Origin of the sequence: Nocardia pseudovaccinii (assembly GCF_050942345.1) — a bacterium.
GTDB lineage: Bacteria > Actinomycetota > Actinomycetes > Mycobacteriales > Mycobacteriaceae > Nocardia > Nocardia pseudovaccinii.
Genome location: NZ_CP192074.1, coordinates 9,129,432 through 9,144,054, shown reverse-complemented (window position 1 = coordinate 9,144,054; position 14,623 = coordinate 9,129,432). Strand labels below are relative to the sequence as shown.

Below are 14,623 nucleotides of genomic sequence, written 5' to 3'. Positions count from 1 at the left end.
AATCGGCTCAGACCGTGCCGATTCCGGTGAATCCCTGGACCGTATAGACCGCACAGGTTTTCAGCGCCCCGGGCGAGCAGTGCTCGCGGATGAAGCCCCAATTCCGTTCCTCGGCTTCACGTGAGGGCGACAAGAGATAGGTGCGGCAGAGTTTCGGGAAACGGTCGGTGAAGAAACTCTTCGCCGGCAGCCACTCGATGCCGAATTTCGCCGACTCCTCGCGCAATACGTCCTCGGTGGCGATATTGGCGAAACCGCTGCGCTGGAACGGCAGTACGTGATGGACGCGATGCGAACTCAGACCGGCCGCGAGAAAGCAGTCGATATAACGATTTCCGATCACCTTCAGGTCGTAGGCCTGCTCCACCTGATTGACGGCCCAGTCCTCGGTATCGGCGGCCGGGAGTTCCTCGGCCTCCACCTCGAAATCGTGGCTCGCGACGACCAGGAAGGTACTGATCCACAGCGTCACCACGAATTGCAGTGCCCAGGCCCAGAAGTCGCCCGCCAGCGTGAATACCACCAACTCGCCGAGCAATAGCGCGCGCACCCCGAACGAACCGATGAAGTGCGGCAGCGCACCACCCCAGGTTCCGTACATATCTTTGATGCCGACTTTGCGGGTGAGGCGGCAGACATCGAGGAGTCGAATGGTCATGCCGGTCACCGTGTGCCCGAATTTGTGGAGGGTGTGAATCGGCACCCGATACAACCGTGGCACCCGCATCATCATGGTGAAGACGTTCTTCTTGATATCGACTTCACTCTGGGTGTGCGGGTGATGCAGCAGCGCATGTCCGTCTGCGGTGACGAAAGCCAGTGCGACGTAATTGAAATCGAAGGTGTTCGTATAGATCTTGTTGAGGCCCTTTTGCGCGCGATGGATGGCATAGTGGCCGAATCCGGCCAGCGAGCTGCGCAGCAGCACCATCAGGATGACGAAGACGGGCAGCGGCATCCAGCTGCGCTCGAACAGGCGCAGACCCTGCACCGCGAAGTATGCGACGGCCAGCACGGCGACCACGATGTTGAAGATCGTGTCCATGCGCCGCAATCGCGCGGCCAGCTCCGGCTCTTTCAGCCGCGCCTTGACCTTGTGCAGCAGATCGTCTTTATTGTCGAATCGGTACTTCGGAGTGTCCTGCCAACTGTCGAAACCCTCTTTGAAGAGGAAGTCGGGTGCGTTGGCCTTCGGATGGATGTCCTCGGGTAATGCGTTGCGCCCCAACGCATATCTCTCCAGCATTCGTCCGATTCGCTCGGGATCGCGGTGGTAGGACCCGATGATGGAGGTGATATCGCGATTTTTCGTTCGCCCGATGAAGAACTCGCCGCCGGGATGTTTGGAGATCCAGTCGCTCAGATCGTAGGCTTTTCCGTTGTAAACCCACACATTCGAGAGTTGCGGGCCACCACCAGGAGGCGGGCCGGGCGGTCTACGGAAGTCCCGCTCCTCCGCTTCCGGTCGGCTGTTCGTCATCGCATTCCTCCGTGTCTGATCCGCGGTTCGGTGGCCGTTGTCGGCGCCGGGGTTATGGCGTGTATCGCGGACAGGCGCGGGGGCGCTTCATCCGGCGAACCGGATGTCCCCCCAAAGTCACACACACTGCCTGAGCCTTCGTGACAGCATCGTGCTTGCAGCGCCTTACATCTCACTAAACAATCCCTTAACCCGGTAACTTTCGCGTCGGATTCCCCCCGATCTCTGCGAGAAGACCGAACCAAGGGTAACGTCGGCACCCGCAGCATGCGCGGCTCACCCCTTGATTGGGAATAGGGTCGAGTTATCCTGCGCGACAGGCTAATCTGTCGGGCGAAATGCTGCACTACACCGGGCGGCAGCACCAGCTGTCCTCGTCAACCACCCGGGTCGTACCCGACCTCGCACTCTTCTGGGGGCAGAACATTGAGTGATCTGACAGCGCGAGCACGCACCTCGCACCGAATCCGTCTTCGCCGACCGGGTCTCGTGCCCGCCGTGGTCGCGGCGTCGATGTTCGCTGCACTGGTGACAGGCTGCGACTCCAGCTCCGACTCCAAGACAACCTCGTCCGCGCCGCCCTCGGGTCAGCTGCCCGAGGCCGCGCAGATCGTGCAGGAGTCCGCCAGGACCACCCAGACCCTGCAGGCCGTGCACCTGAATCTGAAGGTGGACAACCTCACCACCCTTCCGGTCGAGAGCGTCTCGGCCGATGTGACCAACCAGCCGCAGGGCGCCGGTCAGGCGATCGGCGAGGCGAAGGTCCGTACCAAGCCCGAGGCCGACTTCATCCAGGCCAAGTTCCTGGTCGTCGACAAGGAGATGTACGCGCAGACCGGTAGCTCCTCCGCTTACGCAAAAATCGGTCCGGCGGAACAGATCTACGACCCGGGCGTCATCCTCGACAAAGACAAGGGTCTGGCCAACCTCATCGCCCAGGTGAAGAACCCGAAGGTGGAGGGCCGGGAGAAGGTCGACGGCACCGACACCGTGAAGGTGACCGGAACCATCGACTCCACGGTCATCGACCCCATCGTGCCCAAGTCGGGTGACCCGGCAGGCACGTTCCCGATCACCCTGTGGATCGCGGATGTCGCACCGCCGTCGGGTTCGGCATCGGCCCTGCCGTCCACCGCAGCCTCCCCCGGCAACGGCCCGAACCTGGTTCAGGCTGTGGTCAAACGGGATCCGGGCACCATCAAGGTGACGCTGTCGGCGTGGGGTAAGCCGGTCAAGGTCACCGCACCGCCGAAGTAGGACACAGATACCGCGAACCGGTCCTGGAGCGCGTGACGGTGGCAGCAGCCGTCATCCGCACTCCCGGACCGGTTTTCGCGTTTCATCAGCGGTAGGTGTATGCGTCGACGACCCGTTTCACCTTGTGCAGCGCTTCGCGCAGGGCATCCGGATTTGTCGAGCCGAGAGCCAACCGGAGCGCGTGTGGCACATGCGTGGACGTGGCGAACGGTTCCGCGGTGGACACCAGCACCTGTTCGCGCATGAGCGCGGCCGCTATCTGGTCGGCCCGCACCTCCTCGGGCAGGGGGAGCCAGAGGAAGTACGACGACGGATGGCTGACCAGCGGGAGCCCCGCCAGCACCGCACGGGCGATCGACTGCCTGATCCTCGCATCATCGCGCTTCTGCGCTTCCAGCCTGGTGACGGTGCCGTCGTCGAGCCACCGGCACGCGATCGCTGTCATCACCGCGGGGGTGTTCCAGGTGGTGGTGCGGATCGCGCGCTCGATGGTGGGCACCAATGTGGTCGGGGCAGCAACGAATCCGAAGCGCAGACCGGTCGCAACGTTCTTGGAGAGCCCGGAGGCATAGACGGTCCGTTCCGGTGCGAGCGCCGATAGTGGTTGTGGCGGCTGCTCGGCCAGGAAGGCGTATGCGGCGTCCTCGATGATGAGCAGTTCGTATCGGCGCGCGATTTCGACCAACTGCTCACGGTGGTGCTGCCCGGTGACCCAGCCCAACGGGTTGTGCAGTGTCGGCATCGTGTACACGGCGCGCACCCGCCGCGTCGCGCAGAGCTGTTCGAGGGCATCGAGATCCGGGGCGTCACCCGCTGCGGGAAGTGGTGCCAATTCCAGGTGCAGCGCATGGGCGAGCGCCTTGAAACCCGGATAGGTCAGGGCATCGGCCGCTACGACGTCTCCCGGCCGCAGCGTCGCCATGGCGGTGGCGGCCAACCCGTGCTGAGCGCCGCTGACGATCAGCACCTGATCCGCGCCGACCGGCAAACCACTACGCCGCAGATGGCGGGCGACCGCGGCCCGCTCATCAGGTCGACCGCCGTGTGGCTGGTAGCGCAACAGGGACTCCAGGTCACCCCGGGATGCCAGTTGACGCAATGCCTGCCGCAGCAAGTCGGCCTGACCAGGTAGTGCCGGGTAGTTGAAGTTGAGATCCACCACGTCCGCCGCGGCCGCCTGCAGGTCGATGCCGTGGCTGGGCGGCAGCGCGATCTCGCGAACAAAGGTGCCCCGGCCGGGTTCTCCGCTCACCAGACCCATGGCTTCGAGTTCGGCATAGACCCGCGACGCGGTCACCAATGCCAGCCCCTCGCTGGCCGCGAGTTGGCGATGGGTCGGCAGCCGAGTCCCCGAGGGCAACCGCCCCGCTCGGATGTCGGACGCCAACGCGTCCACGACGCCTTTATATCTAGAGACGGCCACGCTCGGATTGTATGCATGACAATTTGTTGATTGTATTGGTTCCCGGTCATACGGTGCCTGGTAACGACCGGGAAAGGCAACCGTTATGCACATCGCCATCCTCACCTTCGAGGGCTACAACGAACTCGATTCCCTCATCGCGCTCGGCGTTCTCAACCGGGTCCGGAAGACCGACTGGCGAGTATCGATCGCCAGTCCTACGGGCCGAGTCCGTTCGATGAACGGTGTGGTCATCGAGTCGATGGCGACGCTGGAAGAAGCCGGTAGCGCGGACGCGGTCATTGTCGGTAGCGGTGCGCAGACCCGCGAAGTCGTCGCCGACCGGGAGCTGATGGCGCGGTTGCGACTCGACCCGTCGCGACAACTGCTGGCCGGACAATGTTCCGGGACATTGGTTTTGGCCAAGCTCGGACTGCTCGACGGTGTTCCCGCCTGCACCGATCTGACGACCAAACCGTGGGTCCAGGCAGCCGGGGTCGATGTGCTCGAGCAGCCCTTCTTCGCCAAGGGCAATCTCGCCACCGCGGGCGGCTGCCTCGCATCGCACTACCTCGCGGCCTGGATGATCGCCCGCCTGGAAAGTATCGAAGCGGCCGAAAGCGCTCTGCACTACGTCGCTCCGGTCGGCGAGAAGGATGACTATGTGGCCCGCGCGATGCGCAATATCGGCCCATACCTGTACGAGGAACCGGCTACCGCGTCGGACGGGCGGTCTTTCAGGTGATAGTCCGGCGCTCCGGAAGGTCGAGTACGAGCCGCACACCACCGAGCGGGCTGTCATCGAAATAGGCTCGGCCACCGTGTAATTGGGCCTGTTGAGCGACCAGGGCGAGGCCTAGTCCTGAGCCGCCTTTGCTGGCTTCGCTGCCGCGGAAGAAGCGTTCGAAGACGGCGGTGCGTTCTTCGACGGGGATGCCGCGGCCGTTGTCGTCGACGGTTATCAGTATGTGTCCGTTGGGGATTCGGTGAGCAGAGACCACGGCCTCGGTGGCGCGGCCGTGTTTGACGGAGTTGGTCAAAGCGTTGTCGACCGCGAGGCGCAGTCCGGCGGGCAGGCCGCGGGTGATCAGTTCGGCGTCGGTATCGATGCGGACGGTCACGCCGGGGAAGTGCCGCATTGCGTCGTGGGCGGCCTGGTCGCACAGGTCGCCGACGTCGGTGTCTACGTGATCGCGTTCGTGGGTGAGGTCGCCCGAAGCGAGGCGTTCCAGTGCGGCCAAGGTGGTTTCGACGCGGCCCTGGCTGCGTTGCACGTCGCCGAGGATTTCGGCGCGTTGGGCCTCGTCCAGGTCGAGGGTGCGCAGCACCTCGAGATCGGTGCGCATGGCGGTGAGCGGGGTGCGCAGTTCGTGGGCGGAGACGGCGGCGAAATCGCGTGCGGTCTCGAGTGCGGCGGCGGTTTCGGTCTGTGCCTGATCGACCCGTTGCAGCAGGGTATTCACCGCCTCGGCGAGTTTTTCCGCCTCTCGCACTCCGGAGCCGTCGACCGGCGGCTGTGGATTGTCCGGGTCGCGGTAGCCGCTGCGTGCGCCGACCTGACGGGTGAGATCGACGATCGGGCGCACTGCGCGGCCCGCGAGCAGCCAGCCGAGTGCGGCGGCGGTGGCGATCGCCAGTCCGGCCCCGGCGAGTACCCAGCGCTGTTGCTCGGCGGTTGTGCGTGCCGCCGCGGTAGACGGAATGCCAAGGGAGACAACGCGTCCCGCCGGTTGGTTTTCGGTGGTGGTCAGCACGCGGAACGGGGTGCCGTTCACGGTGACGGTATGCGATCCGATCGGCTGTTCGGGCAGGCGGATGGGTGTGCTCGCCACGATCGTGTTGTTGTCGCGGACCGTCACCGCCATGTCGTAGTTCGGACCGACCAGTCCGAGCACGCCGACGGCCAAGACCGAGTCGATGAGCACCAATCGCGACGCGATCGCCAATTGCTGGTCGGTCTGGGCCAGGTTGTTGCGCTCGATGGCCCGTGAGGAGATCACGCCGATGATCGTGACGATGATGATCGCGCCGACCGCGGCCGCACCGGCCACCCGGGTGCGCAGGGAGAACGCGCGTTGCCGCCGTTTCCGGGGAGCCGGGAGCTGCGGCGTCATCGCCAACTCACTTGGACGCTCGCAGTACGAATCCGACGCCGCGGACCGTGTGCAGCAGCCGTGGCGTGCCCTCGACCTCCAGCTTGCGCCGCAGGTATCCGACGAAGACATCGACCACATTGGTATCGGCGGCGAAGTCGTAGCCCCACACCAATTCCAGTAGCCGCTCGCGGCTCAGCACCACGCCCGCATTGCGGGCCAGGGTGGACAGCAGCTCGAATTCGCGCTTGGTGAGCTCGATTTCGCGCCCGTTCAGCAATGCGCGGTATCCGGCGACATCGACCTCCAGCGGGCCGACCGTGATCGCGCCCGGCGTGGCCGGGGCCGGAACGTCCGAGCGGCGGCGCAGCAGCGCCTTGATCCGCGCCACCAATTCGGCGAGCACGAACGGTTTGGTCAGATAATCGTCGGCGCCGGACTCCAGTCCGGAGATCCGGTCGTCGACGGAGGCGCGGGCGCTGAGCACACAGATGGGGACTTCATTGCCCAGGGCCCGAAGTGCCGTCACCACGCCCGCACCGTCGAGCACCGGCATATTCATATCGAGCACCACCGCGTCGGGCGCCTGCTCGGTCACGCTGCGCAGCGCCTCGGCGCCGTCGCGGGCGACCCGCACCTGGAAGCCGGACAGGCGCAGGCCCCGCTCGACCGACGCGAGCACGTCCTCGTCATCGTCGACGACAAGGACGGTCGGGTTCGCGCTCCGCTCAGTCACATCACTCATTGTGCTCCCCCGCCTCCCCGGATCTTCAGGCCATAGCAGCAGGTGCCGCTATGTTTTCGTACAGGTCCCGCGTGGGGTGCCTCGGCATTTTCGGGCGTACCCGGCGAGTTACCCATGTTCTTGCGAGACCAGTCGACCGGTCGGCATCCAGGGAGTCACCTCGGCGTGTCGGCTGGTGTCAGTAGCTGTGGCAGGTTTCGGCCACGGTGCGGATGGTCTCGGCCAGGCCGGATGCACGCGGGTCGTTCTCGGCGTCCTGCGCGGCGCCGGGGTTCTCGTTGATGGCGGCCTGGAGTTCGGCGCGACGCTGTTCGACCGGCTGATCGAACTTGCGCTGCAGTTCGGCCTTCTGGGTCGGGTTCGAGTCGAGCATTGCCGCCAGCTGCGGGGCCTTGGCGTGCAGCGCCGCGTCGACCTGGGCGAAGGAGCAGTCGGAGGTCAGCAGCGGCCCGGCCAGTGTCATCGGATCCGCGGCCGCGATGGCCGGGGAGAGCAACACGGCCACACTGGCCATGCCGCCCGCGGCGAGAGCGGCGACGGCCGGGCGGCTGCGGAAGAGCTTCATGGGTATGCCTCCAGATTTTCGGGGGTCATGCTGCTTCGAGGGTGGTGTGGATCCAGCGCCCTAGACGCTATTGCCCCGCACTGGCGCATGTGTGAATTATCCCTGAGGATTCTCTAAGGGGTGAAACGCAATGCAATCGCAAAGTTATGACGGCACAATCGGATCGCCGTTGGGTGCAACGACTTCCGGGCCGGGCTCCTGCGGGCGGCTTGCTCGGATCTGGACCTCCAGCGCGGCGAGCACCGAGGCATCTTCGATGGTGGACGGCACCTCGTAGCTATCACCCGCGGTGATCTGCCGGATCGTCTTGCGCAGGATCTTGCCCGACCTGGTTTTGGGCAGCGCGGTGACGACGACAGCGTCGTGCAGTGTGGCGATCGCGCCGATCTGCTCGCGCACCCGGGCGATCAGTTCGTCGCGCAGGCGGTCCGGATCGATCTCGACACCGGACTTGAGCACCACGTAGGCGATCGGCCGCTGGCCCTTGAGTTCGTCGGGCAGGCCGATCACCGCGCATTCGGCGACGGCCTCGTGTCCGGCGATGGCGGCCTCGATGCTGCCCGCCGACAGCCGGTGACCGGCCATATTGATCACATCGTCGCTGCGGCCGAGCACGTAGAGGTACCCGTCGTCATCGAAATATCCGGAGTCGCCGGTGAGGTAGTGGCCCGGGAACGCCGACATATAGGAGCGTTGGAAGCGGTCTTCGTCGCGCCATAGTCCGGTTAGTGTCCCTGGTGGTAGTGGCAGGCCGATGACGATATTGCCCTCGGTCCCCGGTGCGACCGGATTGCCCTCGGCATCGAGCACCCGCAGCCGGAAGCCGGGTACCGGCACCGACGCTGAACCCGCCTTGATCGGAAGTTGCTGCAGGCCGAGCAGATTCGCGCAGATCGGCCAGCCGGTCTCGGTCTGCCACCAGTGGTCGACCACCGGGCAGTCGGGCCGATCGGCGAGCAGTGTTTCGCTGGCCCACTCGTAGGTTGCCGGATCTAAACGCTCACCGGCGCAGAACAATGCGCGCAGCGAGGACAGATCGTGGCGGTGGGCGAGTGCGGCGTCCGGATCGGCCTTGCGGATGGCGCGCAGCGCGGTCGGCGCGGTGAACAACACCCGCACGTTGTGCTCGGCGACCACCCGCCAGAACGCGCCCGCATCCGGTGTCCCGACCGGTTTGCCTTCGTAGAGCAGCGTTGTCGCGCCGACGAGCAGGGGTGCGTAGACGATGTACGAATGTCCGACGACCCAGCCGACATCCGAGGCGGCCCACATCACCTGGCCCGGCCCGACGTCGTAGATATTGCGCATGGACCAGGACAGGGCGACCGCGTGTCCGCCGTTGTCGCGGACCACTCCCTTGGGCTTTCCGGTGGTGCCGGAGGTGTAGAGGATGTAGAGCGGATCGGTCGCCGCGACCGGAACCGGATCGGCGGGTTGTGCGTCGCGCACCGCGTCTGCCCAATCGAGCCACTGCGCCGCGACGGTCTGGGTGGAACTCGGCAGTGATTCGGTGGCGGGCTGTGGTGCGGGGAAGTGGATGGTCGGAAATTGCGGTCGCTGCTTGACGATCACGTGACGCGGTGCGCTCGTCTCGGCGAGGTCGAGGGCCTGCAACACGATCGGCGGGTAATCGATCGTTCGGCCCGGCTCCAGCCCGCCCGAGGCAGTGATGATCAACACAGGCTCGGCATCATCGATGCGGGCGGCCAGCTCGGGTGCGGCAAAGCCGCCGAAGACCACCGAATGCACCGCGCCGATGCGGGCGCAGGCCAGCATGGCGATCACCGCCTCGGGGATCATCGGCAGGTAGATGACCACGCGGTCACCCGCGGTGACACCCAAACGTGCCATCGCACCGGCGAACTCGGCGACCTCGGCGAGTAGTTCGGCGTAGGTGAAAACGCCTCTGGTGCCGGTCATAGCGGAGTCGTATATTAGGGCGGGCTGATCGGCCCGGCTTGCTTCGTCCGGAGTGTCGCCGCCGTGCACGTGCCGGTCGAGGGCGTTGAAGGAGGTGTTGAGGCGAGCGTCCGGAAACCACCTGGCCATCGAGCGAGCCGTGGTGTCGACGATGTGGGTCGGCGGGGTCACCCAATCGATCGCCTCGGCCGCCTCGGCCCAGAACTCAGCGGGATCGACCAAGCTGGTCTGATAGACCGGCCGGTACGTCTGACTTTCCGGCCCACCCGTCGCCCGACCACCGCCCCCCACGGAATCGCTACGCGATGCTGTACCCAAACTTGTGACTCCCTAGCCTCGCCTCGATGCCCGCCTCGATAGATCAGCACGATTGTGGCAGACTTCACGCGACGCCCGGGTGGGTGCCGCGACCTTTGGTTTTGCCAGCTATCGGCAGGTCAAGGCCCGTAGCTATACTCAACGTCACCCAAGCTGTTATTGATCCGTTAGAATCTGATGTCACTTATTTGGGCCGTCGTAGACGCAATTTCTCGGCCAGCCGCAGTTCCTCGGCCAGCTCTGCCTGTCGAGCCAGCATGCGATTGTCTAGGTTCGCTGATGGCACGTGGTTGGGGCCAGTTTGGAAAGTGAGTGGGAGATGCGTGACGCCGCAAGGTCCGGCAGCAAACGCTGGGCGCTCGGCAACTGGGACCTGCGCTGGAAGGTTACGGCGGTTCTGGCCGTTCCGCTGGCAGTCGCGGTTGGGCTCGGCGTGTCCAGGATTACCACCGAGTTCGCCGAGGCGAACCGACTGGACGCCGCCGCGAAGAACATCGAGGCGATTCCTGCCGTCACCGCGCTGAGTGCGCAGACGGCTACGACCGCCGGTTCGCAGATGATTTCGATCATGCCGAACGTATCGATCGTGTCGGACAAGAACCTGGCCGACCTCGACAGGGTCATCGCCGATGCCGAGCAGTCGGTCGGCAAGGTCGACGGTGTTGCCGGCGCGCGCGCGTCGCTGGAAGACATGATCACCCAGGCCAAGGCGGTGCGCGCACAGGGCAAGAACGTCTCGACGCAGACCCCGGCCGAAGTCATCGGGACGATCGACAGGGTCCGCAACGACAGTGTGCACATCGTAGAAGCCACGGTCGGCCAGGTCAGTGATCAGGCCATCGAACAGGCGAAGCTGCGGCTGGTCGACTCGTTGAACACCCGTTACGCGCTGGTCGCCGAGGTCGCCGCATTCCCCGAGGTGCTGCGCGGTTCGGCGGCGGGCGTGCAGAGCGCGATCACCGCGGCCAATACCGAGCGGGCGATGCTCAACGTGCTCGCCCACCGCTTTTCCGATGGCGATACCTCGATCGCCGATCTGCGGGCCGGTATCGATAACCGGATCTCACTGCTGACCAGCCCGGAGGCGCAGTCCGGCAAGATCCCGGTCGGTGATCTGAAGAACTCGCTCACCGGCAGCCTCGATGTCTACGAGCGCGTGGTCACCAAGTCCACCAAGGACATCGACTCGGCGATGAGTTCGCTGGTGTCCAACGCCAACACCGGAGCGTGGACCTATACCGCGGTCGTCATCGCGACCATTCTCGCCGCGCTGTTGCTCGCGGTGTTCGTCGCGCGCTCGATGATCGTGCCGCTGCACCGGCTGCGTCTGGCCGCGCTGCGCGTGGCCGAGAGCGATCTGCCGCACGAGGTCGCCCAGCTGCGTAACGGCGCGTCCCCGGAGGATGTGCCGCTGGAGCCGATGCCGATCCGCAGCCATGAGGAAATCGGTCAGCTGGCCCGCGCCGTCGACGATATCCACGGCCAGGCGCTGCGCTTGGCCAGTGACCAGGCGCAGATGCGTGCCCAGGTCAACGACATGTTCGAAACCCTGGCGCGGCGCTCCAAGTCGCTCGTCGACCATCAGCTCAGCCTGATCGAGGCGATGGAGTACGACGAGAAGGATCCGCGCCTGCTGGAAAACCTGTTCCGGCTGGACCACCTCGCGGCTCGTATGCGTCGTAACGGCGACAACCTGCTGATTCTCGCCGGTACCCGGCAGCGGCGCAGCAAGTCCGCGCCGGTCGAGATCGCGGACGTGCTGCGCGCGGCGATCTCCGAGGTCGAGGACTACGAACGGGTGAAGCTCGGTGCGACACCGCGCGGTTCGCTGGTCGAGCCCGCCGCCTCGGATATGGCGCACCTGTTCGCCGAGCTATTGGACAACGCGCTACGCGCGTCGCCGCCGGAGACCGACGTGAAGTTCACCTTCGCGCAGGGACACGACCAGGGCATGCTCATCGAGGTCGCGGACCGCGGCATCGGTATGCCGCCCAGCGAAATGGCCGATATCAACCGGCGGCTCGAGCAGACCGCCGAACCGGGTCCGGACACCGCGCGGCACATGGGTCTTTTCGTGGTCGGCCGATTGGCCGAGCGCCACGGACTCACCGTGCGTCTGCGCCCGACCTTCGATACCGCACGCGATCCAGGCGTCACGGTCACCGTGCAGGTCCCGGCCGGTCTGATCGTGCTCGGACAGGGCCAGACCACGGCGATGCCGCAGGCGACACCGCAGGTCGCCGCGGCCGTTCCGCAACGGCAGTCCGCCGCGGCATCGATGCAGATGCGCGCGATCACCAGGACGCCGGGTGGCAATGTCATGGTCACCGTCGATCCCGGTGTGAGCGGACCGATTCCGACGAGCAGTCCGGCACCGGCCGCGGGCAGTGGTCCGATCCCGACGGCGGGCGGTCTACCGCAGCGTTCGCCCGGCTCGACCATGTCCTCGGGCGCCTCGGGGCTGCGTCAGGAACCGGCGCAACCGAATCCGACCCTGCGCCCATCGGCCGGACAGGCGCCGAGCGGTCCGCAGCGCGGCAAGCTCGCCGCGGCGAATCTGCCGAGACGCAATGTCACTCCAGGCGGTCCGCCGCCGAGTCGGCCGGGTGCCGAGCCGACGGTTTCCGGTGGTGGTCTGCCGCCGCGGAATCTGAATTCGGGTGGGCTGCCACAGCGTCAGCCCGGTACGAATGGTGTGCCGGAGGGCGGTCAGCCGAGTGGCGGTCTGCCGCAGCGTCAACCGGGCAGCAACGGTGCACCGCCGCGCGAGGGCGCGGGCGGTCTGCCGCAGCGTGCGTCGGGGCTGAACGGTCTGCCGCAGCGCGAACCGGGTGCCGGTGGTGTGCCGCCGCGCGATACCGGATCGGGTCTGCCGCAGCGTGATACATCGGGTGGATTGCCGCAGCGTGAGCCTGGTTCGACTGGTCTGCCGCAGCGGGATTCCGCCGCCGGTGGATTGCCGCAGCGTGAGCCCGGTGCAACCGGCCTGCCGCAGCGTCAGTCGCCTGCGGGTGGTCTGCCGCAGCGGGAAGCGCCGAATGGTTTGCCGCAGCGTGAGAGCACGGGTGGTCTGCCGCAGCGTGATGCTTCGGGTGGTCTGCCGCAGCGTGAGCCGGGTGCGACCGGTCTGCCGCAGCGTGAGAGCTCTGGCGGTTTGCCGCAGCGTGAGGGCGCCGGTGGCCTGCCGAAGCGTGGTCCGTTGCGTGATCCGTTGAGCAGTCTGCCGCAGCGGGAAAGCACGGGCGGTCTGCCGCAGCGTGAAAGCTCTGGCGGTTTGCCGCAGCGTGAAAGCGCCAGTGGTCTGCCGCAGCGTGAGAGCACCGGCGGTCTACCGCAACGGGATTCCGCATCGAATGGTCTGCCGCAGCGTGAGTCCGGCGTGACCGGTATCCCGCCGCGGGACACCGGTTCGGGCTTGCCGCAGCGGGATTCCGCTTCCGGTGGTCTGCCGCAACGTGATGCCTTGGGTGGTTTGCCGCAGCGGGAAGGCACGGGCGGTTTGCCGCAGCGTGAGAGCACCGGTGGCCTGCCGAAGCGTGATCCGTTGCGTGATCCGTTGAGCAGTCTGCCGCAGCGGGAAACCACTGGCGGTCTACCGCAGCGTGATTCGGCCTCGAATGGCCTGCCGCAACGGGGCACCGGTTCGGGCTTGCCGCAGCGGGATTCCGCTTCTGGTGGTCTGCCGCAGCGTCAGTCGCCCGCGAACGGTTTGCCGCAGCGTGAGGCCCCGAACGGTCTGCCCCAGCGTCAGTCGGGCGGGACGCCGAGCGGTCTGCCCCAGCGCGACGGTCTGCTACCTTCCCGCGACAGCCTGCCGCAGCGGGAGTCGGCTGCTACCGGTCTGCCGCAGCGCGATCCGGGAGCGACCGTGCTGCCGCGCAAGGAAGTTCCGCCGGGCGTCGGTCTGCCGCGACGGGATCGCGGTGCGGCCCAGCCCGCGGTCGGCGGTGAGACAGCCGCGATGTCCGAGGGCGGGGCGACGACCGCACCGCGCGATCCGGGTCGGCACAGCTTCAAGCCCGATCCGGAGAAGGCGGCGTCGTTCTTCCAGACCAGGTTGCAGCCTGCCGTCGACTCTGATTCGGTAATGGGCGGGACACCGATCTTCGCCGAAATGATGTCGGCGTGGCTATCGGATCCCAACCAGGACCGGTCCCAAGTTGCTGCCTCCTTCGAGTCACCCGGCGACGAGGGCTGGCAGGCGGCCCGCCGTGCCAGCGAGGCCCAGGCCGAAACAAAGACGGCCGCCGGGTTGCCTCAACGCAATCCGGGCGGGAGGCTGGTCCCCGGCGGTGTCACCGGCAACGCCGATCGCGCGCCGCGTCGCGATCCAGAAACGATCAGGTCCAGCTTGAGTCGTCACCAGCAGGGCGTCCGGGATGGCCGCGCAATGAAGGCAATGAACCTAACCGGAGATAAAGGAGACCGATGAACCCCGATCTAGGTGGTACGAATCGTCAGCTGGATTGGCTGGTTTCGAACTTCGCCAACGAGGTTCCTGGCGTAGCTCATGCCGTCCTGGTCTCGGCTGACGGCCTACTCATGGCGGCGAGCGCGCAGCTGCCGGTGGACCGTGCCGAACAGCTCTCGGCAGTTACCGCCGGACTGGCCAGCCTCTCGGTAGGCGTCTCGAATCTATTCGAGGGCGGCACCGTGCTGCAGTCGGTGGTCGAGATGGAGCACGGCTACCTGCTACTCATGGCAGTCGGCGACGGCTCGTATCTTGCGGTGCTGACGAATACTTCCTGCGATATCGGCCAGGTGGGCTACGAAATGGCCCTGTTGGTCGAGCGTGTCGGCCAGACGGTGCAGGCCACGCCACGCGTCACGATGGGTTCCTGAT

Annotated in this window: 10 protein-coding genes; 4 read left to right on the top strand and 6 right to left on the bottom strand. The window is 66.1% G+C overall.

What is annotated here, in order from left to right; genetic code table 11:
* Positions 1-7: 7 nt before the first annotated feature.
* Positions 8-1,480 (bottom strand): cytochrome b5 domain-containing protein, encoded by a 1,473-nt coding sequence (locus tag ACQPZ2_RS41035; protein WP_433523279.1) that lies wholly within the window; start codon positions 1,478-1,480, stop codon positions 8-10.
* A gap of 426 nt (positions 1,481-1,906) precedes the next feature.
* Here ACQPZ2_RS41035 and ACQPZ2_RS41030 point away from each other — a divergent pair, with 426 nt between their 5' ends.
* Positions 1,907-2,737, top strand: a complete 831-nt coding sequence (locus tag ACQPZ2_RS41030) for an LppX_LprAFG lipoprotein (protein WP_433523278.1) — start codon at positions 1,907-1,909, stop codon at positions 2,735-2,737.
* 85 nt (positions 2,738-2,822) lie between these two features.
* Here the strand turns inward: ACQPZ2_RS41030 and ACQPZ2_RS41025 are convergent, their stop codons facing one another.
* A complete protein-coding gene (locus tag ACQPZ2_RS41025; protein WP_433523277.1) occupies positions 2,823-4,160 on the bottom strand; it encodes a PLP-dependent aminotransferase family protein in 1,338 nt (445 codons plus the stop codon).
* 85 nt (positions 4,161-4,245) lie between these two features.
* Between ACQPZ2_RS41025 and ACQPZ2_RS41020 the strand changes: the two genes are divergently transcribed.
* Positions 4,246-4,884, top strand: coding sequence for a DJ-1/PfpI family protein (locus ACQPZ2_RS41020; protein ID WP_433523276.1), 639 nt, complete (start codon positions 4,246-4,248; stop codon positions 4,882-4,884).
* Here the strand turns inward: ACQPZ2_RS41020 and ACQPZ2_RS41015 are convergent.
* The 4 genes from ACQPZ2_RS41015 to ACQPZ2_RS41000 form a co-directional block, all read right to left on the bottom strand.
* Positions 4,877-6,253 (bottom strand): sensor histidine kinase, encoded by a 1,377-nt coding sequence (locus ACQPZ2_RS41015; RefSeq protein ID WP_433523275.1) that lies wholly within the window; start codon positions 6,251-6,253, stop codon positions 4,877-4,879. The genes ACQPZ2_RS41020 and ACQPZ2_RS41015 overlap by 8 nt on opposite strands.
* Before the next feature lie 7 nt (positions 6,254-6,260).
* Positions 6,261-6,977, bottom strand: coding sequence for a response regulator transcription factor (locus ACQPZ2_RS41010; protein WP_433523274.1), 717 nt, complete (start codon positions 6,975-6,977; stop codon positions 6,261-6,263).
* A gap of 178 nt (positions 6,978-7,155) precedes the next feature.
* Positions 7,156-7,542, bottom strand: a complete 387-nt coding sequence (locus ACQPZ2_RS41005; RefSeq protein ID WP_433523273.1) for a hemophore-related protein — start codon at positions 7,540-7,542, stop codon at positions 7,156-7,158.
* Between the two features lie 144 nt (positions 7,543-7,686).
* Positions 7,687-9,684 carry an AMP-binding protein gene (locus ACQPZ2_RS41000; RefSeq protein WP_433523272.1) on the bottom strand — a complete coding sequence of 666 codons (1,998 nt, stop codon included), beginning with the start codon at positions 9,682-9,684 and terminating at the stop codon, positions 7,687-7,689.
* 415 nt (positions 9,685-10,099) lie between these two features.
* On the opposite strand from ACQPZ2_RS41000, the gene ACQPZ2_RS40995 reads away from it, so the two are divergent.
* Both ACQPZ2_RS40995 and ACQPZ2_RS40990 read left to right on the top strand, forming a co-directional pair.
* Positions 10,100-14,212 carry an ATP-binding protein gene (locus ACQPZ2_RS40995; RefSeq protein WP_433523271.1) on the top strand — a complete coding sequence of 1,371 codons (4,113 nt, stop codon included), beginning with the start codon at positions 10,100-10,102 and terminating at the stop codon, positions 14,210-14,212.
* The gene (locus ACQPZ2_RS40990; RefSeq protein ID WP_011207200.1) at positions 14,209-14,622 is read left to right on the top strand and encodes a roadblock/LC7 domain-containing protein; all 414 of its coding nucleotides are present in this window, start codon (positions 14,209-14,211) and stop codon (positions 14,620-14,622) included. The genes ACQPZ2_RS40995 and ACQPZ2_RS40990 overlap by 4 nt, the downstream gene beginning before the upstream one ends.
* Position 14,623 lies beyond the last annotated feature (1 nt).

Coding starts and splice junctions, on each gene's coding strand:
- ACQPZ2_RS41035 (WP_433523279.1), bottom strand. CDS start 1,480: ATGACGAACAGCCGACCGGAAGCGGAGGAGCGGGACTTCCGTAGACCG.
- ACQPZ2_RS41020 (WP_433523276.1), top strand. CDS start 4,246: ATGCACATCGCCATCCTCACCTTCGAGGGCTACAACGAACTCGATTCC.
- ACQPZ2_RS41015 (WP_433523275.1), bottom strand. CDS start 6,253: ATGACGCCGCAGCTCCCGGCTCCCCGGAAACGGCGGCAACGCGCGTTC.
- ACQPZ2_RS41010 (WP_433523274.1), bottom strand. CDS start 6,977: ATGAGTGATGTGACTGAGCGGAGCGCGAACCCGACCGTCCTTGTCGTC.
- ACQPZ2_RS41005 (WP_433523273.1), bottom strand. CDS start 7,542: ATGAAGCTCTTCCGCAGCCGCCCGGCCGTCGCCGCTCTCGCCGCGGGC.
- ACQPZ2_RS40995 (WP_433523271.1), top strand. CDS start 10,100: ATGCGTGACGCCGCAAGGTCCGGCAGCAAACGCTGGGCGCTCGGCAAC.
- ACQPZ2_RS40990 (WP_011207200.1), top strand. CDS start 14,209: ATGAACCCCGATCTAGGTGGTACGAATCGTCAGCTGGATTGGCTGGTT.